Here is a 25,161-nt window from a genome sequence, read left to right as displayed (position 1 = left end):
TATTTAGAACGAGTCAAAATTACGAACTTTTTTTGGAAAATGTGTAATGCGTAATTCCGTCTTTTTCGAATAAATCCAGAATTCCGGCACTCACTAAATTCACCAAAATTTTAGCCGCACGATAGGTGGTCACACTTATCAGCAGTGAGAACCTCTTAACCGTGATGTCTCCGTATTCATTCAGAAAACGAAAGAGTTGCTGCTCTTTTTCTCCATACTCAAATGTGAAACCTTCATCAGAATAATTCTGCTTGAGCACTTCTATATATTCATCGCTGGCAACCACGCTTTCATCTTCCAGGCGTACATACACCTGCCGAACTTTCTTTCCTTTCACATACACCGGCTTTTCTTCGGCTTCCGGTACTTTTACAATCAGCACATCGCGTTCGCCAAGGTTTACCAGTTCAATGGAGATCGGAACTTCCGGAATACATTCTTCCGAGGCAGCCTGGTTTAGCCAAAACTCTTCCTCGTGATACCCTTCCACTCCTACCATTTCACCGTTATCTTCAACACCGATCAGAATGGTTCCACCCTTTGTATTGGCGAAGGCAGCAATTTCCCGTGCAATTTTTTCGGGCGAAGCAACACTGTGTTTGAATTCCAAAAAGCTGCTTTCACCGGTTTGAATCAGTCCTTTAAGGTCGCTTGGGGTGAGCCTGGAAACCTGAACGCTGTCGGTGTATTGTAAATAAAACTCGAGTTCGTCTTTCATGATTGTAGATGATTATAGGTTGAACTCTGGATAAAACCGGCTACATCACGATTTCATCTTTAGGGTCGCGGGTCATGAGTTCATACAACGCATCCCGCGGGTCAACATTTTCAAATAAAACACTGTAAATGGCGCGGGTAATGGGCATCTCAACATTATTTTTAACGGCCCAGTCTCTAACCGATTTTGTTGTTTTTACGCCCTCAGCTACCATATTCATACTGTCGATGATATCGTCCAGCTTCTCTCCTTTACCAATGCGAAATCCTACCGATCGGTTCCGGCTGTGTGTACTTGTGCAAGTAACGATTAAATCGCCCATTCCGGTTAATCCCGAGAAGGTATCGGAGTGAGCTCCCATCATAAGTCCCATGCGCTTCATTTCATGGAGCCCGCGGGTAATGAGTGCGGCCTTGGCATTATCTCCCAATTCAGCTCCATCCACGATACCCGCTGCAATAGCCATGATATTTTTTACAGAACCACCTATTTCCACTCCAATCACATCATTATTGATGTATACACGAAACATAGGCGTCAGGAAGGTTTCCTGAATTATGCGTGCCGTCCGGGTCGAATATGCAGCAGCAACAACCGTAGTCGGCTTCAGTTTTCCAACTTCTTCGGCATGACTCGGGCCGTATAATACCCCGATATTATCCTCATAGGTTGTGCCCTCCATCACCTCAACCAATATTTGAGACATGGTTTTGAAGGTGTCGTTTTCAATCCCTTTGGCTACGGTAACCAGAATTTCATGCCCGTCGAGGCAGGGCTTTAATTTGGCTGCTAATTCCCTCAGGGTGTGAGAAGGCGTTGCAAAAACGACCATGTCCTGAGATTTCAGGCACTGCTCTAAATCGTTGTATGCCTGTATACCTTTCGGCAAATCCACATCATTCAGGTAAGAGGGATTGATGTGCTTTTCATTAATCTGTTTAGCAATGCTTTCCTCCCGGGCCCACATCTGCACGTTGTTTCCGGCGGTATCCAGAACCAGGGCCAGGGCCGTTCCAAAACTTCCTGCTCCGACAATAGTAACATTTCGTTTACTCATGCTTCTGCCTCGGCCAACTTCTCAGCAGCCTGTTCATCTTCTTCTTTATTCTTCTTTCCGTAAAGATTTACACGGTTCTCATTTCCGTCTAATAAACGCCGAATATTTGATTTATGCTTGTAAATAATACCGGCTGCAATAAACGTGGCAAAAATGATGATGCTTCCATCTACATAATACCCGAACCCATAGCGCATAATCACCAAACTGATGGGGTAGATAAAGCTGGCCGTTATGGAAGCCAAAGAAACGTATCGGGTAGAAAAGGTAATAGCGATAAATACAACGGAAGAAATACTGATGGAAATCGGTTCTATCCCAAAAAGCATACCGCATGCGGTTGCGGCCCCCTTTCCACCTTTGAAATTGGCAAAAATGGGGAACATATGTCCTATAACGGCCATCAATCCACAGGTAATTTTCAGAAAAGCATCGGCTTCCCAGCCGGGAGGGGCAATGGGGCCATTTCCAATTTCAAAAGCATAAAGACTCACCCAAAAAGAGGCTACAAAGCCTTTCATAAAATCGAGTACCAAAACTGATACTCCTGATTTCCACCCTAAAATTCGAAATGCGTTGGTGGTTCCAAGATTACCGCTTCCCTGCGTTCGGATATCCGTTTTATGGAAAATCTGTCCCACCCAAAGCGAGGATGGGATCGATCCCAACAGGAAACTGACCAATAAAACAACAAATAATGAAACCATAGCTATTTATTTGCTCCAAGTTACTACAACCGCAGCAAATTAGTTAACGGTTATTGGCTGAAATTGCTGTAAAAACTCATCAACAGAAAATAATAGGGGCCGGTTACTAAACGTGGCGCTCCGCATGGTAAGAGGATCGAACCAAAGGGCCGCTTTCCACATGCTCTATGCCTAATTTCTCACCGATTTCTTTGTATTCCGCAAATTGGTCGGGGTGCACCCAATCCATTACCGGATGGTGCATTTTGGTAGGCTGCATGTATTGACCTATTGTGAGTACATCCACGCCGTGGTCCACGCAATCCTGCATCAGTTCAATGACTTCTTCCCGGGTTTCGCCCAAACCAACCATGATACCGGTTTTGGTTCTAAGCCCGGCATTCTTTGTGCGCTGAAGGAGTTCCAGCGAGCGCTCGTAACGAGCCTGAGGCCTAACTCTTCGGTATTTACTTGGTACGGTTTCCAGGTTATGACTTAATACATCGGGCGGAGTATCAAATACGATTTGAAGGGCGGCATCCCATTCTCCGCGAAAGTCGGGAATCAGAGATTCGATGGTTACACCGGGGATAGCTTTTCGGATTTCTTTGTGGCATTCTGCAAAAATAGGTGCACCGCCGTCTTTGCGTTCATCGCGGTTAACCGAAGTAAGTACCACGTGCTTTAAGCCCATCTTAGCCGCCGCATCAGCTACTCGTTTGGGTTCATCCCAGTCGAGGTCTTGCGGAGGACGTCCAGTCTTAATAGCGCAAAAAGCACATGAACGGGTGCAAACGTCTCCCAAAATCATAAAGGTAGCGGTACCGGCTCCCCAGCATTCGCCCATATTAGGGCAGCGGGCTTCAGCACATACTGTATTCAAATTATGTTTCCGGATATTCTCCGAAACTTCCTTGAATTTCTCTCCTGATGGAAGTTTAACACGCAGCCAGTCGGGTCTGCGATTTTCGGATGGCTTATCTACTACCTGTAGTTCTTTAATCATGGTGCTTCTGGTAATTTCAGCATGTCGTTGCGAGGGATTCGGCGACCGAAGGAAGCAAATCCCGTGGCAATCTCTATTATTCAATTTAATTGCCATTTCTGGGAGATCGCTTCGTCGAAATAGTTCTATATCCACTCCAACTATTTAAGCTCCTCGCGATGACAAATTATGTACAAAGTTACAAAATATTATGCTCCACTTCCTGCAAGGAACCCTTGGGAGAAATGGATACTTCGAAAACGTTTTCGAAGTGAGAAACAATCCTTTTCTTCACTTCCTCAGGGTCCATTTCCCGGCCGGTTAATTTCTGCAAGCTGGTTACAGCTTTGTCGTCAATTCCGCACGGAACGATGTTATTGAAATACCTGAGATCCGTATTCACATTGAATGCAAAGCCGTGCATGGTTACCCATCGGGAACAGCGAATGCCCATGGCACAGATCTTGGCATCATCAACCCAAACACCAGTGGCTCCTTCGATTCGTCCGGCTTCAAATCCGTAATCTGCACAAACACGAATAATCACTTCTTCGAGAAAGCGCAGGTATTTATGCACATCAGTGAAATGCCGGTCTAAATCTAAAATAGGGTAGCCGACTATTTGACCCGGGCCATGATAAGTAATGTCTCCGCCACGATCGATCTTTACATACTCTGCATCCAGTTCCTGAAGCTCCAGCATAGACCGAAGCATGTTTTCTTCGTTCCCGCTTTTACCCAGGGTGTACACATGGGGGTGCTCTACGAAAAGAAGGATGTCGTCAAGTCGGGCTCCCTCGAACTGACCTTTTTGCTCAGCCCGTTTTTCATCTATGATGCGCTGCTGCACGGCATGCTGTAAATCCCATATCGGCTGATATGAGGCAGAACCCAAATCGTACAGTTCGACTTTTTTGCTCATCACATTCACAGATAAAAATGGCTCCCGGTGGGGAGCCATTTAGTTCAACATTCGAAGTTGGTAATTCCTTGTTCGATGTTCTTACTTCTTCTTAACCGGAGTTCCTAAGTGTACACCTTCGTTGTAGGCTTCAGCTGCAGCTTCCATCACCGCCTCAGAGAGGGTTGGGTGTGGGTGAACCGCACTGATAATTTCATGCCCGGTGGTTTCAAGGTCACGCGCTACAACTGCTTCGGCAATCATTTCCGTTACGCCAAATCCAATCATATGGCAACCTAACCACTCGCCATACTTGGCATCGAATACCACTTTCACAAAGCCTTCTTCGTGACCCAAAGCCGTTGCTTTACCGGATGCTGAAAGCGGGAACTTCCCAACTTTCACATCATAACCTTCATCTTTGGCAGCCTGCTCGGTCAACCCAACTGAAGCAATTTGTGGTTCGCAATACGTACAGCCCGGAATGTTATTGTAATTCACAGGATGCGGGTTTTCACCAGCCAGCTGCTCGGCAAGAACCACAGCTTCATGAGAAGCTTTGTGAGCCAGCCATGGAGCACCGATTACATCACCAATGGCATAAATTCCATCCACATTGGTTTTATATGTTTTCTTATCAACAACGATAGCACCTTTTTCGGTTTTAACGCCGGCTTTGTCTAATCCAAGGTTCTCAACGTTTCCGGTCACACCTACGGCAGAAAGAACCACATCGGCTTCGATTTTCTCTTCGCCTTTCTTGGTCTTAACGGTTACTTCAACCCCTTTGCCTTTTTTCTTCACGTTTTCGACCGTGCTTCCGGTCATCACGTTCATGCCTTTTTTCTTATAGATTTTACCAAGCTCTTTACCAACGTCTTTGTCCTCTACAGGCACCAGTGTATCCTGAAGCTCTACAATCGTTACTTCTGTTCCGATAGCATTGTAGAAATATGCAAACTCAACACCAATCGCGCCGGCTCCGACAATCACCATTTTCTTAGGCTGCTTATCGAGCTGCATGGCTTTTTCAGAATCGATGATCATATCGCCGTCAATTTCCAGGCTTGGAAGCTGACGTGGTCGCGCTCCGGTAGCCACGATAAAATGTTTCGCCTTGATGCTTTCCTGCTCTTTGCCCTTATCGTCATTTACCGACAATTCAGACTTGGATTTAAAAACACCCGTTCCCATGAAAACGTCAATCTTATTCGCCTTCATCAGGAACTGAACGCCTTTGCTCATTTTGTTGGCAACACCACGGCTCCGCTTCACTATACCGTCGAAGTCGGCTGAGTAGTCCTTCACGTTAATTCCGTAATCAGAGGCGTGCTCGATAGATTCATACACTTCAGCTGAACGAAGAAGGGCTTTGGTTGGAATACAACCAATATTTAAACAAACACCACCAAGATGTCTTTTTTCAACAATTGCTGTTTTAAAGCCAAGCTGAGAAGCACGAATTGCGGCTACATATCCGCCGGGGCCTGACCCGATTACACATACATCAAATTCTTTTGCCATGGTACTTTCTGATAATAGTTTTTGAAGTTAATCGCTTCATTACAAACAAAACCGTGAAGCGGACTTTTTAAAGCCCTAAAAGGTAAGGGTTTTTGATTTGAACTTCGAATATTGAACGAGGAATGTTCAATTTTGATCTACCGACTCCAATTGTTTGGGGTTCCGTCTGTGATGAAGTACAGCTGTGATAATTATACTATTCTCTGATTTGATGTTTATAAAGAAGATATTGAAGGGAAAGTGCGTCACCAATGCCTTTCTCGTACTCCCAGTAATAATGGGGAATTCCAATGGATTGGCTAAGATTCTTTGAATCGTATGATCAATTGCAGATTCAAAATAATCCCCCAGAACATCTTTAATCTCAGTGTACCAAGCTTTTGCCTCAAGATAATCTTCTTTTGCGGCGTCCGTAAAATGAAGAAGCTTCATTTATTCCTGGCCAGTTTTTTCACCTCTTCCCAGCTATATAGTTTTTGGTTTCCGGCTTTATATTCTTCTTCTCTTTCCCTGATTATATTTAGCTGACTCTCAGAAATGGACACATTTTCTTCTTTCAAACTGTCCCATAAAATCTCAGTTACGGTGAGCTTTTCTTCCGGAGATAAAGCCTTTAATTCTTCTATTAATTGATCTCTCATAACATGAAATTGGTTTACGTTTAATATATCTCAACGATAAGTAACTTCAAAAACTCTACAATCTTTAATAATCAAATCAATCTGAATTTGTTATAATAGAGCTCAGAGAGGCGAAACAAAACGCGACTATTATGAAAAAGACCATCATCACACTCCTGTTATTCCTGCTAACGATTCCATGTACGGCATCTGCTGATCATTCCGATCCGGGCAAACTAAAAGCCAACATTGATGAGCTTGCTGAATATTTTGAGGATAAGGGCTATGCATTCAATGATTTGCTTAACGATCCCCGCTTTAAACTTATCGATGATATAACCGGCAAGTTTACACGGGCGGTTGAAATTAAAATCGAGAGTTTTGAGGACTATCAGGGAATCATCAAGTACGATGTTAAAAAACAAAAGCTGGAAGACTTCCTGGTTAAATATGCCCCGGAGTTAGATGCTGCCCAGGAAAAATACGGTATCCCCAAGCACGTAATTGCCGGTATAATCGGAATTGAATCGGAATTTGGGAAGTACAAGGGAAGCTATAACCCGTTTAATGCTTATGTATCTATGTATGCAGAAGGGTATAGAAGTGATTGGTCGAAAGCTCAGCTGGAAGAGCTGCTTATCTTTGCCGAAAAGAACAACCTGGATATACTGTCACTTGAATCAAGTTATGCAGGTGCCATGTCATATGCCCAGTTTATCCCTTATTCACTGAATCGCTGGTGGGTGGGCTCTGATCTTTATTTTATGCCGAACAATATTTTTTCTGTGGCCAATTACCTGTCTCACTTCTACAAAATTACAGGCAGCATAGAGAAGGCTGTTATGCGCTATAACCCAAGCACCATGTATACCAAGGTAGTGTTGGAGCTGGCAGAAGAAGCAAAGAAAATTGAAAAGACTAAGTAGTGTAGTCTCCGTTACTTTTTCTTGCACAAGATAAATTCAGCATGATGGCCTAAGCTTTCCCAAAAATAAAAAGCCCCCGCTCATATGTGAGCGGGGGCTTTTGTTATGTTTAGGAGCTACTATTGCTCTTAATGCGTTGCGATTGGGTCGGGAGTTCCGTCAGGATCGCCGTTGGCCGTTCCATCGGTAGAAGGATTTCCTCCGGTAACCAATAACACACCGGCCACATGAGGTGTTGCCATAGACGTACCGCTGATGGTGTTCACACCGCCGTCTCTCCAAAGAGATTCAACATCCACGCCGGGTCCGGCATATTCAATCGGTGGGTTTCCGTAGTTAGAGAAAGAGGCAAAATTATCGTTGCTGTCGATGGCAGAAACGGTCCATACATTGTTGTACTCAACCCGGGCCGGAGAAGAGTTGTTGGCATCGGCACCGTCGTTACCGGCCGCAAGAGCAAACATAATTCCGTTGTCTGCCGCATTTCGTACTGCATCATCCACAGCCTGAGAAGTTCCGCCACCCAGACTCATGTTGGCAACATCTCCGGATGATCCGTTAGCTGCCACATAATCGATGCCGTCAATAACACCGGAATAGGCACCGCTTCCGTTACTATCTAATACTTTTACAGCAACAACGCTTGCTCCGGCAGCTACACCTATCACATCAATGTCGTTATCCAGGGCAGCAATGGTTCCGGCAACGTGCGTTCCGTGCCCGTTGCCATCATCGGCCGTGCTTTCTGTGGCTACAAAAGAAGTACTCAGTTGAGTGTTCACATTCAGGTCGTTATGGTCCAGATCAACTCCGGAATCAAGAATCCAGGCCGTTAAACCCGATCCGTCAACGGCTCCGCCTACACGATTGATGCCATAAGGAGTTACCTGAGGATCTCCGCCGCCATAGTCACATCCTATACCGAAATAAATGCACCAGAATGATTGTGTTGCTTTAGGGGGAGACAAGATCACAATTCTATCCTGCTCGATGTAATCAACACGTTCATCGTTTCTCAAAGCAGAAAGCTGTTCATCGTCCAGTTCGGCCGTAAAACCACTGACAGAATATTTATAGGTACTTCTGATTTTTTCTTCCGGGATGTTATTCTCTGCAGAGACAGCGCTGATTTTTCGTTCAACCTGCTGCGCCCGCTGAGCTTTGGCCATCCTCCGTTCATTGCCTTCTTCTTTAAAAACCACAATGTACTGCCCGTCAATAGGCTGATTTTGTTTAGCCAGAATTTGCTCGGCTTTCTCTTGCTTGGTGAGTTCGTCTTGTTTTTTAACGCTTGTTGTTTGGTCACATCCTGTGACGACTAATGCCCCGATAATTAGTAAAGAGCTTAGCTTTTTTAACATAGTACTTGACATAGATTACCTCTGTTAATTGGTGTTCTTTTTATAACACAGCAATTAAGAGTTAGCTAACTATCTATGACCGGTCATTTATTAACTGCTTGCATACACAAGAGTAAAAAAATGATAAATGTTACAAATTAGTGTTGATTTAACTGTGTTTAGGGGCAAGAATACAGAAAATAGACCCCAAACTGTGCCTGTATAGATCAATCCAAATATTTGCTCAACGTGCCCATAAGGTTCTCCTCCGACAATGCCATCCCGTACTCTACAATTTCCCCTTCCGGGTTGATCAAATAATAGGTGGGATATGAGTTGACTGAATAGATTTCCTGAATGGTATTATTCTCTTCATAGATTTCCAGAACCTGAGGCCAGCTGATGCCCTCATTTTTCAGAAAGTTCTTAAAACCATCGGCACTAACTTCATTGGCTATTCCTATAATTTCGAAATCAGCTCCGCCATATTCTTCATAGGCTTGTTTTAACACCGGCAGGACATCGATACAAGGTCCGCACCACGTTCCCCAAAAATCAAGCATCACGTATTTACCCTGAAGTTCCTCCAGGTTGAACTGATTTCCCGCTACAGTTGTGGCGGTAAAATTCGGGGCTTCTATACCCGGACGGAGGGCTACTTTAGGGTCCACTTTCTCTTCGGATACGTCTATGGTTACCGAGCTGCCGTCGATGGTAATATCGGTTATCTTCCAGCTTTCCCCGGCTATGTTGAAGGGCTCCGTTACGGGGTATGCCTCCATGCCATCGGGCATCACGTCAAATGTTCCGTCTTCGTCCAGGTCTATGTATAAATAGGTGTATAACTCTTTCCGGTAAGGAGGAGCACTTTCTTTGGAGAGGAGAATATCGAATGTTTGGTCATTAACCGTCCATGTCCCCATTCGGATTTTATGATAGAACAACTGTAAGCTTTCGGAGGGAGTGGAATCGGAAAGGTACATCAGGCTGGCCTTGCCTTCATGCCACACCACTTCTTCACCATTGTAATATTCAAAGGGGGCCGGAACTACGGCTTCCATCACCTTAAATACCTGATCCTGAAACTCAACCGTGGTGGAATCAAAGTAAATTGGATCATCCGGGAAATTTCCATCTTTACCTTCCACAAATGCTATGGCTCTGCCTTGTTCGTCTTCGCCAACAGCCACCGTAAAAATTACATCTACCCACTCATCGGTAATAGTAACAGAATCTATCAGGGCACTGTTTCTCTGAAAAATAGACTCCTTGATAAATCCCGCGGCGTGACCCTGACTCACGTATTGATACAAATCGATGATGCCATGAAAAATCTCTCCATTCTGTAACCCTTCAGGCATTTCAGTAGGCTCTCCCGGATATTCAGGGTCAAAAATAAACCCGCCGCCCATAGACACCGCAAGTAATGGCGGAACCTGACCGGAGTTCTCTTTTAGTTCCAGCTCAATCTTGAAGGGCGGCCCGGAAGTTTTATTGTTGCAGGATGCTAACAGCAGGCACCCTACAAACAGTATAATTAATCTTTTCATGCGTTTAAGTACAAGTGACTACAATGACGAATGAATATGGGGAAAACATTTAAACAAAAAAAGCCTCTTCTGCTAAGAAGAGGCTTCACTTCAATATTCGAAGTTCAATGTTCCTTGTTCGGTTTTCACCCGAGGTTCTTCGTCATGAAATACCATTTCGGATCACCGTATTCAAAGTCCTGTTTTTCATACAGGCGGCGCGCCGGGTTATCTTCCCGCACTTCAAGGGTAATTTTAGAGCAGCCCATTTCCCTGGCTTCGTTTTCAATGTTTTCCAGCATCATGGTTCCGATTCCCATCCCGCGTGCATCGGGGTGAACGGCTACATCATGAATTTTGAATACCTTGCTTGCCGTAAAGGTTGAAAATCCTACAAAACAGGTTACAATACCCAGCGCTTTTTCGCCGGCATAGGCGATGTAGGTCATGGTGGTGGGCACCTTCTTCATCTCTGCGATCATATCTACGCGGACTTCCTCGTCCAGCGGTTCATCCTGCCCCATAGGATCTCTCGCAAAGAGGTCTACAATCTTGACTATATCTGAGGCGTGTTTAGGGTTACTTAAATCGGCTTTTAAAATCTTGACGTCAGTTGAAACGTCTGCTTCTGCAATCACTTTTTTATGATTTTGTTTACAGTAATTTTTGTGAGCCGTAAAGTTAAAAAGATTAGGCGGAGGTTTAAAGGAAATAACCTTTTTCTAACTTTTCTTTGCAAAAAGATAATTTGGCTTTAATGATTTTTGGACAGTTAAACACCAAACAAGGAACATCCAACTCTAAATTTTGAACGGAATGGTCCAAAGTTCGGAGTTCCTTGTTGGGTATTCGCTTACTCTTCCTGAGCTTGAATTTCGGCGGCAACAGCTTCGGCTTCATCCAATACACGAAGTAAATTTCCACTCCACAGCATCGCGATTTCTTCTTCACTATAACCGCGCTTCACCAGCTCATGCGTCACATTGAAGGTTTCTGAGGCATCCATCCAATTGTAAACACCGCCTCCGCCATCAAAATCCGAGCTGATTCCAACATGTTTTAATCCAATTAAATCGACCATATAATCTACATGATCAACCAGATCCGAAACATTAACCGGTGGGTACATCTCGTTTACTTCTTCGGTAATTCGGGGCTCGGCATTATCCTGAGCAGTGCGGTACATTTCCATGTATTCATCACGTTCTTCTTCGCTCATTTCGCGAATATCACCCCAATTTAAAAGCTCAAAACCCAATTTTCCGGCTTCTTCTTCCAGAACTGTGCGCGAGGCTTCCTGCCAGGCGGCGTGTTTTTCGGAATCAAGATAGCTGCGAAAAGCGACGGTTTGCACAACTCCGCCATTTTCTTTCAGCAGCATCAGTTCTTCATCGCTCAGGTTGCGGCTTACATCATTCATCGCCCTGGCTGAGGAGTGCGATGCTATCACCGGTGCTTTCGACAACTTCATCGTTTCGATGTTTGCTTTTTTAGAAGGATGGGAGATATCAATCAGCATGCCCAGCCGGTTCATTTCAGCGATGGCTTCTCTTCCCTGGTCGCTCAGGCCGTCATGCATCCATTGGTCATCGCGCTCCCCAGTGTTGGAATCGCTGAATTGACTGTGCCCGTTATGCGAAAGGGACATATATCGGGCACCGCGCTCATAAAATTCTTCTATCCTGGAGAGATCAGTACCCACCGGATACGCATTCTCCACTCCAATCATAGCCACTTTCTTTCCTTCGGCAATAATACGCCTCACATCCTCAGAGGTGGTTGCCAGCTCCATTTGATCGGGAGCAATTTCCTGGGTTAAACGGTGGATGGCCTCAAATTTGGCATCCGCATTTTCATAGGCATCCGCATAGCCTTCCTCCGTCAACGTATCCTGTCCGGTATAAACCACCAGCCAAACCACATCCAGCCCCCCTTCTTCCATTTTAACCAAATCGACCTGGGTATTTAATCTTTGTGTGTAGTTGGTTTCTTCGGTAAAGTTATTCACGTTAATATCCACGTGGGTATCCAGCGTGATAACCCTTTCATGAATATCCATGGCTTTGTCAAAAGTTTCCTTTTCACTTGGGGCGCACCCCACCAACAGTAATAATGCAAGGATGGAAGAGCTGAGTAGTTTTTTCATAGTGGTTCTTTTATTAGTGATTTTAGGAGAAGAATCTATACTAATTTTTGGAAAGTTGTGAAGCGCCACGGAACGCATACCCTCTGCATCCCATTTATTTAATAGATATTAACAAATGAAGGAGTACGTATGACCCTCATGTATTTATTAAGCTATATCACCATAGGATTAATAATTGGATGGCTGAGCCGTGTTATCACTCAGGATCGGGGAGTGACTATGTTGCCCAGCCTTGCTTTTGGAGTGCTCGGGGCTTTAGCAGGCACCTTCATTGTGCATGCGGTCGGCTTGGCCGGATCGGCTTTTTATGCTGTAGTAGGATCGGTTGGGGTGTTGTTTACCGTGAATGTATTTCGTCAGGATGATCCCATTTTTGCGGATACCGAAACCGTTTAACCAAACAAAAACCTGAATTCTGCAGGAACAATTTTCCGGGTTTCGAATTAGGGTATAGTGAGACCTTCTCTAACCTAAATTTATTTTCGAATGACCCTTAAAGACCGCAGAATTCACCTGTTCCTGCAACTCTTTTTCCTGCTCGTTGGCCTGTACCAGTTTGTGGAACTAATCGGTTCGTTACAAAGCGGTCAGTTTTCCGGTAACCTTTTTGAGTTTCAACACAATGACTTGCCCGCTCTCGCCTTTGGCACTTCCATCATTGTTGGGATCACATCACTGGTGAGTGGCTTTTCGCTTTGGACGAGAGCGAGCTGGGCCTATGGTTTTTCCCTGTTTACATCCGGTATTCTATTCTCTTATCACCTGATGAACCTGAGCACCGCCATACACCAGAACTCGTATGAGATTATTCCTATCGTGCTGGTATTAGTCGTTATCCTGCAGAGCTTTCCCTTTTTATTGCGCCGGTCGTACCGCAGCATGTAACACCAACTGTTTTAATCCGTTGAAGCAGCCATGGACAAGATTTCCCAAAAAGATATCGACTGGCTGCTGAATATGGACAAAAGCGGTGCGGCATCCACGGCTTCAAAAACCGGCTCACCGCAAAGAAAGAAGAACACCGGCTTCCGCGTTTTATTCGGACTTTTGATGGTCATTGGCCTCGTTGTACTCCCTTTTTTTCTGTTAATCCGAACCTCTGTTTTTCTGAACCTTTCCTACGGATGGAATGGCTGGCTGGCTCTGGGCGGTGGAATTTCTGCTACTGTGTTGCTGCTTCTCTTTTACATCTTCTTTTTGTTCAGGCGGATCGATAATAAAAAAATGTTGTTGAAGTTCAGCCTTGGTGGCATCGGAGCACTCGTTTTTGCTTTCTGTTTCTATGGGGTGATGTACATCTCGTCTGTTAATGCCAAAAGTAATGACATTCGCGAGGTGTATCGGTCCATGCATCCCATTTTACGTGTAGCCATAGCTACTACTACCCTTGCCGACAATGATCTGGTGGTCACCGATATTCAGCGACAGCCTGAAGATTATGCAGCAATGGGACTACCCCTCAATCAGCGATCACTTCATTACACGCAAGAAACCGGCTACGTTCATGCTATCGACCTTAGAACTATTGGTCGTAATGAATTCAGGAACATTTTGCTCCGCGGCTCCCTCGAAATCATGGGGCTCAACACCATCCGGCACACCGGCACTGCCGATCATCTTCACGTGTCCCTTCCAATTACCGAATAGAGCGGCTTTTCCTTGTTTCTCTGTGATATAATTGCGACCATCAGGTACTTCAAAATTAGCTAAGGAGACAGGGAACATGTCCACATATAAATTTTATGAACAGGTTAACAAAAACTTTGATAAAGCTGCCAAGTACACCCGCTTCGACAAAGGTATTTTGGCACAGATTAAAATCTGTAATACCGTTTATCACGTCACTTTTCCCGTTCGGCGAGATGACGGCTCCATCGAAGTTGTAGAGGGGTGGAGGGTAGAACACAGCCACCATAAACTGCCAACCAAAGGCGGTATCCGGTACAGCCATAAAGTGGACGAAGATGAAACCATGGCCCTGGCTGCTTTAATGACGTACAAGTGTGCTATTGTTGATGTTCCCTTCGGAGGAGCCAAAGGTGGTATCAAAATCAGTACCCGTGAGTATTCGGAAAACGAGCTGGAAAGAATTACCCGCCGTTACACTTACGAGCTGATTAAGAAAGGATTTATTGGTCCGGGTGTGGATGTGCCCGCTCCGGATTACGGTACCGGAGCCCGTGAAATGGGCTGGATTCTGGACACGTACCGACAGATGAAAGACGACCTGAACGCTGAGGCCTGTGTAACGGGAAAGCCTATCCAGCAGGGCGGTATTCGCGGAAGAACCGAGGCTACCGGCCGGGGCGTTTATTTCGGTATTCGCGAAGCTTGCAACAACAAAAAAGACATGGATCGGATTGGATTATCTACCGGCATTGATGGAAAAACATTCGTCGTGCAGGGACTGGGTAATGTAGGTTACCACGCTTCCAAGTATATGACCGAAGCCGGAGCCAAGCTGGTGGGTGTGGCTGAAATTGAAGGATCTATTTATGATGAAAACGGCATCGACCTTGAAAAGCTGATGGAATACCGCAAAGACACCGGGTCCATCATTGGGTTTGAAAACACCAAAGAACTCAAAGATAGAGATAATGCGCTCACGGCTGAATGTGACATACTCATCCCGGCGGCTTTGGAAAGCCAGATTACCGGCGATAACGCGGCAGAAGTGAAGGCGAAAATTATTGCAGAGGCAGCTAACGGCCCAACCACCGCCGATGCCCACGACATCCTGAAAGAACGTGGCGCACTAATCCTTCCCGATACATACCTGAATGCGGGTGGTGTGGTTGTCTCCTATTTCGAATGGCTGAAGGATATCCAGCATGTTCGGTATGGTCGCTTGAGTAAGCGCTTTGATGAAACCAGCCTGAAGAAAATTCTCCGGGTAATTGAAAACATTTCGGATCGGGACTTCACTGATGCTGAACTGGCTGATTTGGCCAGAGGGGCCGGTGAGTATGACCTGGTAGATTCCGGCCTGGAAGAAACAATGATTACCGCTTATGAGCAGATCGCCGAAGTTCGTGAAAAGCATAATCTCAATGATCTGAGAACAGCCGCCTTTGTGGGTGCCATCGATAAAATTGGCATCATGTACGAACAAATGGGCATTTTCCCGTGATCAATGTTTAAGCTTCAAATCCCAAAGCACAAATTCCAAATTTTGAGCGATTGGGATTTGGAACTTGTTTTTTGGACCTCCCCATTGTGGATGAACTAAATACCATATCGATTGACGGAGGCGGCTATGTATTAGCAGCTTTCATCGGCTACCTGATTATCCTCTTCGGGATTGGTATTTATTCGGCCCGCTTTTCTTCTGAGGGGATTTCCGAATTTTTTATAGGTGGCCGGAAAATGAACCGGCTGGTTGTTGCTCTGTCTGCTGTAGTATCCGGGCGAAGTGCATGGCTGTTGCTCGGGGTTACCGGGATGGCCTATGCTCAGGGTGCATCGGCTCTTTGGGCGGCCGTTGGTTACATTGTGGTAGAATGGTTTCTGTTCATGTACTACGCCAAACGACTCCGCCAATTTTCAGAACGCTATGATTGTATCACCGTCCCTGACTTTTTCGCCGAACGTTTTGATGATAAATCCGGCAGCCTTCGGGTGATTCTCGTCATTATCTTTCTTGTTTTTATGGTGAGTTATGTCTCTTCCCAATTTGTAGCCGGCGGAAAAGCATTTGCATCCAGCTTCGGGATCACTCAAAATATGGGAGTGTTTCTTTCTGCCGCCATTATTTTATTGTACACCGTAGTTGGAGGCTTTATGGCGGTTAGCCTGACGGATACCATCCAGGCTTTCTTTATGATTTTTGCCCTGGTGTTTCTCCCTATCATCGCGATTTATGATATGGGCGGATGGAGCATCGTCTCTGCAGAACTGAATCTTTATGATGCGGCTTTCATCGACCCGACAGCACTTGGTTTCGGAGCATTCATTGGGTTCGTAGGTATCGGACTGGGTTCCCCGGGGAATCCTCATATCCTCTCCCGCTACATGTCGATTGATGATGCCAAACAGCTAAAATATGCAGCGGCAGTCGGAACCATCTGGAATGTGCTGATGGCCGGTGGAGCCATTTTAATCGGGCTGGTTGGCCGGGCTTATTTTCCGGAAGTGGATATGCTGCCTGCCTCAGATACCGAAAATCTGTACCCGCTGTTAGCTCAAAACCTACTTCACCCTATTCTGTTTGGAGTTGTGATTGCTTCCATATTTGCCGCCATTATGTCCACCGCCGATTCCCAGCTTTTAGTTGCTGCATCCAGTGTAGTGCGTGATGTTTATGACAAGCTGCTGAAGAAAGACGAGGAAATTCCGCAAAAAACACTGGTGCTGTACAGTCGCATAGTGGTTGTATTGCTGGTCATCTTATCCCTGATTTTTGGGCTGGTTGCTCAGAACATCGTGTTCTGGCTGGTGCTTTTTGCCTGGGCGGGATTGGGTGCATCCATCGGTCCGACTTCCATTTTAGCTCTTTACTGGAAAAAAACAACGAAGGCTGGTGTGATTGCCGGACTCCTCACCGGAACCGCCGTGACCATCATCTGGTATTTTATCCCCGTTTTGAAAAACAATCTATACGAGCTGATCCCTGCATTTACCCTGAGCCTGTTGGCAACATGGGGAGTTAGCAAGCTCACCCAAACACCCGATAAGCTGGAAGAGCATTTTGAGGAGATGATGAAGTAGGGTTTAAGCATCAAATTCCAAATCCCAAATTCCAAGTCTCAAAGACCAATGACCAAATCAAATTTGGGATTTGGAACTTGTGATTTGGTTCTTTCTGGCCTATACCTTTTTCATTTTTGGGAGGGACAGATTCCACTTTATGGAAAACGTGCGTATAGTGATAATAACGGCGGTTGTAATTAGGTAGTTAAGGTTTTCAGGGAGGTTCAGTTCCAGCCCAAGATAGAAGATAACGGCTCCGGCCAGGCAGGCCGTGGCATAAATTTCTTTCCGGAATATAAGCGGAACTTCCCGGCAGAGCACATCTCGTGTAACCCCGCCAACCACTGCTGATATCATGCCCATCAATCCGGCAATAAAAGGGTTGAATCCGAAGGACAGCGCTTTTTCCATCCCGATAATGGTAAACAGGGCAATCCCAATAGTATCAAAAATGAAGATGGTTTTGCTGTAGTTATTCAGACGTTTACCCATCAGGAAGGTAAAGGGTACAGCCGCCAGAATGACCATTGGGTAGGTCAGGTCGGCCATCCAGGTAATGGGGTGACTGTCGAGCAGTAAGTCCCGGACGGTTCCCCCACCAATCGCTGTTACAAAGCCCACCACCGAAGCACCAAATACATCCATGTTAGTCCGGGAGGCAATCCTGATGCCGCTAATTGCAAAGACGAACGTACCGATGAGGTCTAAGAGGTAGATAAGGTCCATAGATGGTGTGGTAGATTAAGGGGAGGAAGTTACAAGCTCCAAATTTCAAATCACAATATTCAATGACCTATGGATTGGGGTTTTGAATTTAACATCTAAATAACTAAAATGGATCAATCCTAAATTAAGCACTGTCTATTACTTAAGGCTACCATTTCTTTCTTAAACCTTAACTCTAACTAAATAGACAGAGCTATGAATAAGTTCTTTTTTAACCCTTCCCACCTACTCATTCTTTTCGGTTTGGCCTTAATGCCCAATCTTATTTTTGGACAAACATCAACTGATATAAAGTTCAGCGTCAGCTATAAGGTTACAGATTCAGCTGACCTTGAGCGGCTACAATCAGCAAAGAAACAGTTAACAGAAACCCTTGTTGCCAATGGCGGCACCTATGATGAGAAAGAAGGTTTTCTTTTCTTTATAGATCTTACCGAACCGGATGCAGATAACAACATAGCCCTCTCCATCTCAACTTTTTTAAAGGTTCCTGAAGAAGTGGTAAAGGCCGGGGTAAAAGAAGAAGTATTTCACAAAGCTGTAGCCTCCGACAGTCCAAAACCCACAAGTACCGACGGCCGGGAAATACGGGCGTACATAAACGAAGAATACATGCGCCAATTTGCCATGATTCGAAGCAGCCACCTTGAAATTATTGACCAAGATCAACTGCCCGAAGCCATTAAACGCTTTGCAAAAAGCTTTAACCCGCTTTAAGTCGGAATTCAAATTCAATGACCAACGACCAGCAACCTGTGACTGATTAAACCTTGGTATTTGGAGCTTAGTTGATTTAAGGCCTGAACTTAATATCCACTTTTTTAGTCGGTGACTGCTCTTTATTCCGGAGCGCCAGCTGTTGCTGCATATTGCCGGTGGCTTCCATAAGTGCCGTTGCCGCAGGAGATTCACTATCTTCCAAAACAATAGGTTTGCCGGAATCTCCGCCTTCGCGCAAGGTTTGCTGAAGGGGTACTTCGGCCAACACAGGTACATTCATTTCCTGAGCCAAATGTGCTGCTCCGCCTTTTCCGAATATGTAATACTTCTTATCCGGCATATCCGGTGGAGTGAAATACGCCATATTCTCCACCATACCCAGTACGGGTACGTTCACTTTCTTGAACATCGCCACGCCTTTGCGGGCGTCATCAAGAGCAACGGTTTGGGGGGTGGATACAATAACAGAACCTGTTAAAGGCACCGTTTGAACGATGGTAAGCTGTATGTCGCCGGTTCCCGGAGGCAGGTCCAGAATAAGGTAATCAAGTTCACCCCACTCCACGTCGGTCATAAATTGTTTCACGGCACTGGTGGCCATCGGTCCGCGCCACACCATCGCCTGGTCTACATCCACCAAAAAGCCCATGGAAACCAGTTTAATACCAAACTTCTCGTGTGGTACCAGTTTCTTTTGCGTGGTTATATTCGGCCGCTCATGGATATTAAACATGGTTGGGATGCTTGGGCCGTAGATGTCAGTATCCATCAAGCCAACTTTATGACCTTTTTTGGAAAGTGCGGCAGCGATATTTACAGCTACGGTAGATTTTCCTACCCCGCCTTTACCGGAAGCAACTGCGATGATGTTTTTTACACCGGGCAGTATTTCCTGCTGTTGTTCTTGCTGCCGACCGGGTTTAGAGGCCTCCATTTCCCGCTTTTTGGAGAGATTTACCGCAGCCTGGATATCAACAATGGCCTCTTTGTCTACAAACTTCTGAATCGCTTCTTCACATTTTTGGGATAATTGCTTTTCCAGCCCTTCATTTTTCTCAGGAAATTCCAGTGTAAAAGAAATGTATTTGTCCTGAACAATCACATCCTGAACCATATCCAGGGAAATGAGGTCGCGTTGTTCTTCGGGGTGTAAAACCTGGCTGAGTGCTGATTTAACCTGCTCTTTATTGATAGACATGTATTGCTATGTGTCTGACTTAGTTATTCGGTGTTTTTTGAATTCCTAAAGATAAGGAACTTAACAGAGGGATATGAGAAACAGTTGCCGGGAAAAAATAAATCCTGATAATCTTTAGAAATCTTCTATATACAATGATGTTTGCCAATAAATCAGTAAGTTTGGCTCAATGAAAATAAGCAGTACCACAGGCTATATCATATATCCAACAGGGTAATACGAACAAAACTATTTCAGCTGACTTCATGTCCAAAAAGACACCATTCTATTCCATCCATGAAAAAGCCGGCGCCAAGCTGGTAGATTTCGCCGGATATCAGATGCCGGTTCAATACTCAGGAATTAAAACCGAACATGCGGCCGTTCGCGAAGCCGTCGGTATATTTGATGTTTCCCACATGGGTGAGTTTTTCATCAGCGGACCGGAAGCCCTGGATTTAATTCAAAAAGTGACCGTAAACGATGCGTCCAAATTAGTGGAAGGCAAAGCGCAATACACCTGCATGTGCTATGAAGATGGCGGCATTGTGGACGACCTGATTGTGTACAAGCTTTTCGACGATGCTGGGTATATCGTTGTTGTAAATGCGTCCAACATTGAAAAAGACTTTGAGTGGATCACCAAAAACAACACCTTCGATGCCAATGTCCACAACCAATCGGATGATACCTGCCTGTTAGCTGTTCAGGGCCCTAAATCGATAGAAACCCTCCAGAAACTGACGGATATTGATTTAAGTGAGATCAGTTTTTATAGCTACAAAATGGGAAGCCTGGCTGGGATGGAAAATGTGGTGTATTCTGCTACAGGTTACACTGGCGAAAAAGGATTTGAACTGTATTTTGATAAAAATCATGCCGACCCGGAGAAGGTATGGAATGCCATTATGGAAGCCGGCGAGGAATTCGGTATTGAACCGTGTGGATTAGGTGCCCGTGATACCCTGCGACTGGAAATGGGCTATGCACTTTATGGTAACGACATCACCAAAAACACGCATCCGCTTGAAGCCCGCTTAGGGTGGGTTACCAAATTTGATAAAGGAGATTTTAACGGAAAAGAAGCTCTTCTTAAGAAAAAAGAAGCAGGGTTAAACCGCCGGCTTGTGGGCTTCGTGGTTGAGGGCGAGCGCAATATTCCGCGTCAGGGCTACGAGATTCAAAACGATGCGGGAGAAGCCATTGGAGAAGTAACCAGTGGAACAATGTCGATTACTTTGGGTAAAGGTATAGGTATGGGATACGTTGCTACAGACTATGCGGAAGAAGGAACGGAAATAGAAATCAGCATCCGCAAAAAGACGGCCAAGGCAACGGTTACCCGGCCACCATTCATCAAAAAATAACAAAGAGAGAATATGCCAGAGATTAATTATATCGACGTTTTCTTTTCCGTCCAGGCTTTTCAGGAAGAAGAGCTGCGCGGAAAAACAGCGGTCATCATAGACGTGTTGAGAGCATCGTCATCCATCACCACAGCACTGAGTAACGGAGCAAAGAAAATCATTCCTGTTGCGGATATGAGTGATGCCATGAAAATCGCAAACACCATGGACCAAAAAGATTTTTTATTGTGCGGCGAGAAGAACGGAACCAAAATTGAAGGCTATCACCTCGGGAACTCTCCGGCCGAATATGAGCCGGAAGTGGTGGAAGGAAAAACGCTGATTTTTAATACCACAAATGGCACCAAGGCCATCAAAAAAGCTTCACTTGCCAACCAGATTTATGTGGGCACCTTTCTGAACCAGGATAGCATATTGAATGCCCTGAAGGAACATGACGATGAAGTAGTGCTGGTTTGCTCGGGATGGCAGGGACGGTTATCCATTGAAGATACTTTGTTTGCAGGGTCGCTCCTGCACGCTATTACCGGCGGAGAGCTGCCGGATTCCGCCAAAGACGGGGCCAAAGTTGCATTTGGTCTTTTCCAAAAATTTGGGGATGATTTAGAAGGAGCCATAAGCAAGAGCGATCATGCAAAAAGATTGGCTGAACTGGTTCCAAATGGCGATATTGAATTCTGTTGCAAAGTAAATGAATTTGATGTGCTTCCCGGCATGCGGGATGGCATCCTGACCAATTTGAATGGCTAAAAACAACCTAAATACATCTACAACTACGGGGCTGGATTCAAACCGTAAGGTCGAAATTATCGGTATCATTGTGATGTCGATTGCGATTTTGCTCGGGCTGAGCATCATATCCTATAATCCGGAAGACTACCAATACGCCAAAAGTATTTCCTTCCTCGATTTGTTTAACCCCGATGCTTCTTCCCGGCTGGTCCAAAACTGGCTGGGCCCGGTTGGTGCCTACCTGTCCCATTATCTGGTGCACAGTTTATTTGGCTACACCAGCATCATCCTGGCGCTGATAACCGGTTATCATGGCTGGCATACTTTTCGCCGGCGGGATTTCAAAGAGCTGAGCTGGCTAACCGTGCTTTCCATCTGGGGCATGGTATTACTTTCTACTTTTATTGGCTGGCTGAACACCAACGCAGATTTCCCGGCTGATTCTATATGGAGCGGTTCAGCAGGTATAGCTATTTCACAGGTTCTGCAGAACATCACGGGCATTGGATCCATTTTCATTCTGTCAGTTTTGATCATAGTAACCTTACTGATGTTCGTGGATCGTGACCTTCAGAAAACCATCGACAGCGTGAAGATCTGGATGGATAACCTGCGGGACAAAATGGAAGACTGGCGGGCTGAGCGTCAGCTTCGTAAAGAGCAAAAAGCCAAAGAGCGGGAAGAACGCATAGCGGCCAAGAAAGCTGCGAAGGAAGAGAAAAAAGCTCTACAACAATCCAAAAAGGAAGAAAGCACTTCCGAGAACGAAGAGAAAGAACTTCAGAAAAAAGAAATTGCCGAACCGCAGGACGAGAAAGAACCGGTGAAGCCGGCACCTTCCATCGATGAGCTGGTGGAGAAGTCGGAAGAGGAAGAACGCAAGCAGCGCGAAAAAGATAAGGAAGAAGTTAAGACGCTGGACACCCGTCAGCGTGCCTCGCTTGAAAAGGAAGAGGTGGTAGATGAAGATGAGGATGATCTGGAAGTGTCCGTATATGTAGGTAAGGGTGAGGAAGAAGCCGACGAACGAGATCTTGATAAGCAGAATCGGGAGAAAGCCAAGGAAGTTCCGGTCATTAAATACAAGTTTCCTAAAGTAGATCTGCTGGATCCTCCGCCAAACGAGGGCAACGAAGTAGATCTTGAAGAGATTAAAGAGAATAAGCGAATCATCCTTGATAAGCTGAAGCGCCACAAGATTGAGATTGTGGGGATCAATGCGATTGTGGGGCCAACGGTGACGCTATATGAGCTGGAACCCGCCCCTGACGTGAAAATCTCCAAGATTGAAAGTTACTCTAACGATCTGAAGATGGCTACGGCTTCCAAAGGGTTGCGTATGCTTTCTCCTATTCCGGGTAAGTCGGCCGTGGGTATTGAGGTGCCGAACAGCACCCGAGAAACAGTGTACATCAAACAGGTGATTAACACCAAGAAATTCGTGGAAACCGACTTTGTACTTCCGGTGGCCTTTGGGAAAACCATCGAGAACGAAGTGTTTATGATCGATCTTACCAAGATGCCTCACTTGCTGATTGCAGGTGCCACAGGCTCGGGTAAATCGGTGGGTATTAATACCATTATCACGTGTCTGTTGTATAAGTGCCATCCGGACAATCTGAAGTTTGTGATGATTGACCCGAAAAAAATCGAGCTATCCCTGTATCGAAATATTCAGAATCATTTTCTGGCTATGCTGCCCGATGCAGATGAGCCTATTGTTACGGATACTACCAAGGCTCAGGAAACGTTAGAGAGCTTGTGTAAGGAAATGGATGATCGCTATGACCTGCTTAAGATGGCCATGGTTCGCGACATCAAATCGTACAACGAAAAATATGCAACCGGTGAGCTGGACGAAGAGCTGGGGCACCGGCACCTTCCTTACATTGTAGTAATTATTGATGAGCTGGCCGACCTGATGATGACAGCAGGGAAGCAGATTGAAGAACCCATTGCCCGGTTGGCTCAGCTGGCACGTGCCATTGGAATTCACCTGGTGGTGGCCACGCAGCGGCCTTCCGTAAATGTGATTACCGGTACCATTAAGGCCAACTTCCCGGCACGAATTGCCTACCAGGTGGCTTCTAAAGTGGACTCACGAACGATTCTGGATCAGGGCGGAGCCGACCAGCTGATTGGAATGGGAGATATGCTGTTTAACAATGGAACCGGGCTGGTCCGAATCCAGAACGCTTTTGTTTCTACCGAAGAGGTAGATGAGATAAATTCTTTTATTGGTCAACAGGCGGGATATAAGGAACCTTTCCATTTGCCCATCATTAAAGAGGATGTAGCAGATATACCGGACCCGCTGGATGATATTGACGAGTATTTCGAAGCTGCTGCCAAGCTGGTAATTCTACATCAGCAAGGGTCAGTTTCACTGTTGCAACGGAAATTGAAAATCGGCTATAACCGGGCCGGTCGAATTATAGATCAGTTATTTAATGCAGGAATTGTTGGACCATATCAGGGCAGTACCGCACGGGATGTACTCATTCAGGATGAAGAAGAACTTCAGGAATTATTGGACAATCTTGATGAGTATGATTAGGAAGAGTTTTCAGCTGTCAGGCTTCAGCTCTCAGCGCCTCGTTCTGAACCTCCGGTTCGGAACGTCTGTCAGAACCTCCGGTACAACCTATGTATTAAAAGCCCTATCTCTGGTTTTTATTTTTAGTTTGATCTTCAGTTCATCAGCCATCGCTCAAACCCCTAACTTTGATCAGCTGAAGGATAAGTTTGATGAGGGGCTTGTTTTCCGCGCTATGTTCACCCAAACCTTTACTGACTCCTACACAGGGGAAGTAACCCGGAGTGAAGGACAAATCTGGCTCGATAAAGTACGCTACAAGCTGGAGGCTGACGGACAGGTGGTTGTGGTAGATGGAGAAACTTCAAAAGTATATGACCCGTCCAGAAATCGTGTTATTATCGATGTGTATAATGCCGATGAAGATGATTTTGCACCGTCCCGAATGCTTAGTGGTATCGATACCACTTATACTGTCAGTGAAGAGCAAATGAATGGTCAGACTAAAATATCCTTGATTTCAAACGATGACTTTGCTGTTTTTGCAGAAGTTGAGATAATCATTGATAATCAGTTTCGGCCAATAGAAATCACCGCCTGGGATATATCAGATAATGAAATCGTAACCACCTTTTCTGAGGGAGCTTTTCTAAAACCGGAAGACGGCCTGTTCCAACTCGATTATCCTGATGATGCCGAAGTTGTAGATATGAGATATTAAGCAGGTGAATCGTTATTTGTTAATAGACGGGTACACGAATAACGAATTCACGAATAACGAA

The 25,161-nt window shown here is 45.4% G+C and carries 25 protein-coding genes; 11 read left to right on the top strand and 14 right to left on the bottom strand.

All coding sequences use genetic code 11. The features are described from left to right. Positions 1–19: 19 nt before the first annotated feature. The 8 genes from ABFW99_RS13765 to ABFW99_RS13730 form a co-directional block, all read right to left on the bottom strand. Entirely contained in the window at positions 20–718 is a 699-nt protein-coding gene (locus ABFW99_RS13765; protein ID WP_349353103.1) for an AlbA family DNA-binding domain-containing protein, read from the bottom strand. Positions 719–758: 40 nt separating this feature from the next. Continuing rightward, on the bottom strand, positions 759–1,775 hold the full coding sequence (locus ABFW99_RS13760; RefSeq protein ID WP_349353102.1) for an NAD(P)H-dependent glycerol-3-phosphate dehydrogenase: 1,017 nt from the start codon (positions 1,773–1,775) through the stop codon (positions 759–761). Continuing rightward, positions 1,772–2,482 carry a glycerol-3-phosphate 1-O-acyltransferase PlsY gene (plsY, locus tag ABFW99_RS13755; protein WP_349353101.1) on the bottom strand — a complete coding sequence of 237 codons (711 nt, stop codon included), beginning with the start codon at positions 2,480–2,482 and terminating at the stop codon, positions 1,772–1,774. Before plsY ends, ABFW99_RS13760 begins: the two co-directional genes overlap by 4 nt. Positions 2,483–2,588: 106 nt before the next feature. Continuing rightward, positions 2,589–3,467, bottom strand: coding sequence for a lipoyl synthase (gene lipA, locus ABFW99_RS13750; RefSeq protein WP_284700193.1), 879 nt, complete (start codon positions 3,465–3,467; stop codon positions 2,589–2,591). A 178-nt stretch (positions 3,468–3,645) separates the two neighbouring features. Continuing rightward, positions 3,646–4,368 carry a lipoyl(octanoyl) transferase LipB gene (gene lipB / locus ABFW99_RS13745; RefSeq protein WP_349353100.1) on the bottom strand — a complete coding sequence of 241 codons (723 nt, stop codon included), beginning with the start codon at positions 4,366–4,368 and terminating at the stop codon, positions 3,646–3,648. An 81-nt stretch (positions 4,369–4,449) separates the two neighbouring features. Beyond that, on the bottom strand, positions 4,450–5,871 hold the full coding sequence (gene lpdA, locus ABFW99_RS13740) for a dihydrolipoyl dehydrogenase (RefSeq protein WP_349353099.1): 1,422 nt from the start codon (positions 5,869–5,871) through the stop codon (positions 4,450–4,452). 126 nt (positions 5,872–5,997) lie between these two features. Continuing rightward, positions 5,998–6,303 carry a type II toxin-antitoxin system RelE/ParE family toxin gene (locus ABFW99_RS13735; RefSeq protein ID WP_349353098.1) on the bottom strand — a complete coding sequence of 102 codons (306 nt, stop codon included), beginning with the start codon at positions 6,301–6,303 and terminating at the stop codon, positions 5,998–6,000. After that, complete coding sequence (locus ABFW99_RS13730; protein ID WP_349353097.1) at positions 6,300–6,512, bottom strand: addiction module protein; 213 nt, start codon at positions 6,510–6,512, stop codon at positions 6,300–6,302. Before ABFW99_RS13730 ends, ABFW99_RS13735 begins: the two co-directional genes overlap by 4 nt. 131 nt (positions 6,513–6,643) lie before the next feature. On the opposite strand from ABFW99_RS13730, the gene ABFW99_RS13725 reads away from it, so the two are divergent. Beyond that, positions 6,644–7,417 (top strand): lytic murein transglycosylase, encoded by a 774-nt coding sequence (locus ABFW99_RS13725; protein WP_349353096.1) that lies wholly within the window; start codon positions 6,644–6,646, stop codon positions 7,415–7,417. 128 nt (positions 7,418–7,545) lie between these two features. Here the strand turns inward: ABFW99_RS13725 and ABFW99_RS13720 are convergent, their stop codons facing one another. From ABFW99_RS13720 to ABFW99_RS13705, 4 genes are all read right to left on the bottom strand, one after another. Beyond that, a complete protein-coding gene (locus tag ABFW99_RS13720) occupies positions 7,546–8,790 on the bottom strand; it encodes a S8 family serine peptidase (protein WP_440707530.1) in 1,245 nt (414 codons plus the stop codon). A gap of 194 nt (positions 8,791–8,984) precedes the next feature. After that, positions 8,985–10,307: a TlpA family protein disulfide reductase gene (locus ABFW99_RS13715; RefSeq protein WP_349353094.1), complete on the bottom strand. Its 1,323-nt coding sequence runs from the start codon at positions 10,305–10,307 to the stop codon at positions 8,985–8,987. Positions 10,308–10,432: 125 nt separating this feature from the next. Further along, complete coding sequence (locus ABFW99_RS13710) at positions 10,433–10,924, bottom strand: GNAT family N-acetyltransferase (protein ID WP_349353093.1); 492 nt, start codon at positions 10,922–10,924, stop codon at positions 10,433–10,435. Positions 10,925–11,139: 215 nt separating this feature from the next. Continuing rightward, the gene (locus ABFW99_RS13705; protein WP_349353092.1) at positions 11,140–12,432 is read right to left on the bottom strand and encodes a dipeptidase; all 1,293 of its coding nucleotides are present in this window, start codon (positions 12,430–12,432) and stop codon (positions 11,140–11,142) included. Positions 12,433–12,561: 129 nt separating this feature from the next. On the opposite strand from ABFW99_RS13705, the gene ABFW99_RS13700 reads away from it, so the two are divergent. The 5 genes from ABFW99_RS13700 to ABFW99_RS13680 all read left to right on the top strand — a co-directional run bounded on the left by ABFW99_RS13700 (position 12,562) and on the right by ABFW99_RS13680 (position 17,139). Continuing rightward, positions 12,562–12,828: a GlsB/YeaQ/YmgE family stress response membrane protein gene (locus ABFW99_RS13700; RefSeq protein WP_349353091.1), complete on the top strand. Its 267-nt coding sequence runs from the start codon at positions 12,562–12,564 to the stop codon at positions 12,826–12,828. A 90-nt stretch (positions 12,829–12,918) separates the two neighbouring features. After that, on the top strand, positions 12,919–13,317 hold the full coding sequence (locus tag ABFW99_RS13695; protein WP_349353090.1) for a hypothetical protein: 399 nt from the start codon (positions 12,919–12,921) through the stop codon (positions 13,315–13,317). 30 nt (positions 13,318–13,347) lie between these two features. Further along, positions 13,348–14,079 (top strand): hypothetical protein, encoded by a 732-nt coding sequence (locus tag ABFW99_RS13690; protein WP_349353089.1) that lies wholly within the window; start codon positions 13,348–13,350, stop codon positions 14,077–14,079. A gap of 76 nt (positions 14,080–14,155) precedes the next feature. Further along, entirely contained in the window at positions 14,156–15,562 is a 1,407-nt protein-coding gene (locus tag ABFW99_RS13685) for a Glu/Leu/Phe/Val family dehydrogenase (protein ID WP_349353088.1), read from the top strand. A 71-nt stretch (positions 15,563–15,633) separates the two neighbouring features. After that, on the top strand, positions 15,634–17,139 hold the full coding sequence (locus tag ABFW99_RS13680; RefSeq protein WP_349353087.1) for a sodium/proline symporter: 1,506 nt from the start codon (positions 15,634–15,636) through the stop codon (positions 17,137–17,139). Positions 17,140–17,238: 99 nt separating this feature from the next. On the opposite strand, the gene ABFW99_RS13675 is transcribed toward ABFW99_RS13680, so the two are convergent. Then, complete coding sequence (locus tag ABFW99_RS13675; protein WP_349353086.1) at positions 17,239–17,847, bottom strand: trimeric intracellular cation channel family protein; 609 nt, start codon at positions 17,845–17,847, stop codon at positions 17,239–17,241. 195 nt (positions 17,848–18,042) lie between these two features. Between ABFW99_RS13675 and ABFW99_RS13670 the strand changes: the two genes are divergently transcribed. Next, positions 18,043–18,564, top strand: a complete 522-nt coding sequence (locus ABFW99_RS13670) for a hypothetical protein (RefSeq protein ID WP_349353085.1) — start codon at positions 18,043–18,045, stop codon at positions 18,562–18,564. A 76-nt stretch (positions 18,565–18,640) separates the two neighbouring features. Here the strand turns inward: ABFW99_RS13670 and ABFW99_RS13665 are convergent, their stop codons facing one another. Further along, on the bottom strand, positions 18,641–19,765 hold the full coding sequence (locus ABFW99_RS13665) for a P-loop NTPase (RefSeq protein ID WP_349353084.1): 1,125 nt from the start codon (positions 19,763–19,765) through the stop codon (positions 18,641–18,643). Between the two features lie 245 nt (positions 19,766–20,010). Here ABFW99_RS13665 and gcvT point away from each other — a divergent pair, with 245 nt between their 5' ends. From gcvT to ABFW99_RS13645, 4 genes are read left to right on the top strand one after another with little or no spacing between them, the layout of a single operon-like run. Then, positions 20,011–21,111, top strand: coding sequence for a glycine cleavage system aminomethyltransferase GcvT (gcvT, locus tag ABFW99_RS13660; protein WP_349353083.1), 1,101 nt, complete (start codon positions 20,011–20,013; stop codon positions 21,109–21,111). A 12-nt stretch (positions 21,112–21,123) separates the two neighbouring features. Beyond that, entirely contained in the window at positions 21,124–21,861 is a 738-nt protein-coding gene (locus tag ABFW99_RS13655; protein WP_349353082.1) for a 2-phosphosulfolactate phosphatase, read from the top strand. Beyond that, the gene (locus tag ABFW99_RS13650) at positions 21,854–24,400 is read left to right on the top strand and encodes a DNA translocase FtsK (protein ID WP_349353081.1); all 2,547 of its coding nucleotides are present in this window, start codon (positions 21,854–21,856) and stop codon (positions 24,398–24,400) included. Before ABFW99_RS13655 ends, ABFW99_RS13650 begins: the two co-directional genes overlap by 8 nt. Then, positions 24,393–25,100: a LolA family protein gene (locus ABFW99_RS13645; protein WP_349353080.1), complete on the top strand. Its 708-nt coding sequence runs from the start codon at positions 24,393–24,395 to the stop codon at positions 25,098–25,100. Before ABFW99_RS13650 ends, ABFW99_RS13645 begins: the two co-directional genes overlap by 8 nt. Positions 25,101–25,161: the final 61 nt, after the last annotated feature.

Source organism: Gracilimonas sp. BCB1 (genome assembly GCF_040117685.2).
Taxonomy (GTDB): Bacteria; Bacteroidota; Rhodothermia; order Balneolales; family Balneolaceae; genus Gracilimonas.
Note: the sequence above shows the minus strand (reverse complement) of the source record. Positions and strands in the feature narration are given on the sequence as shown.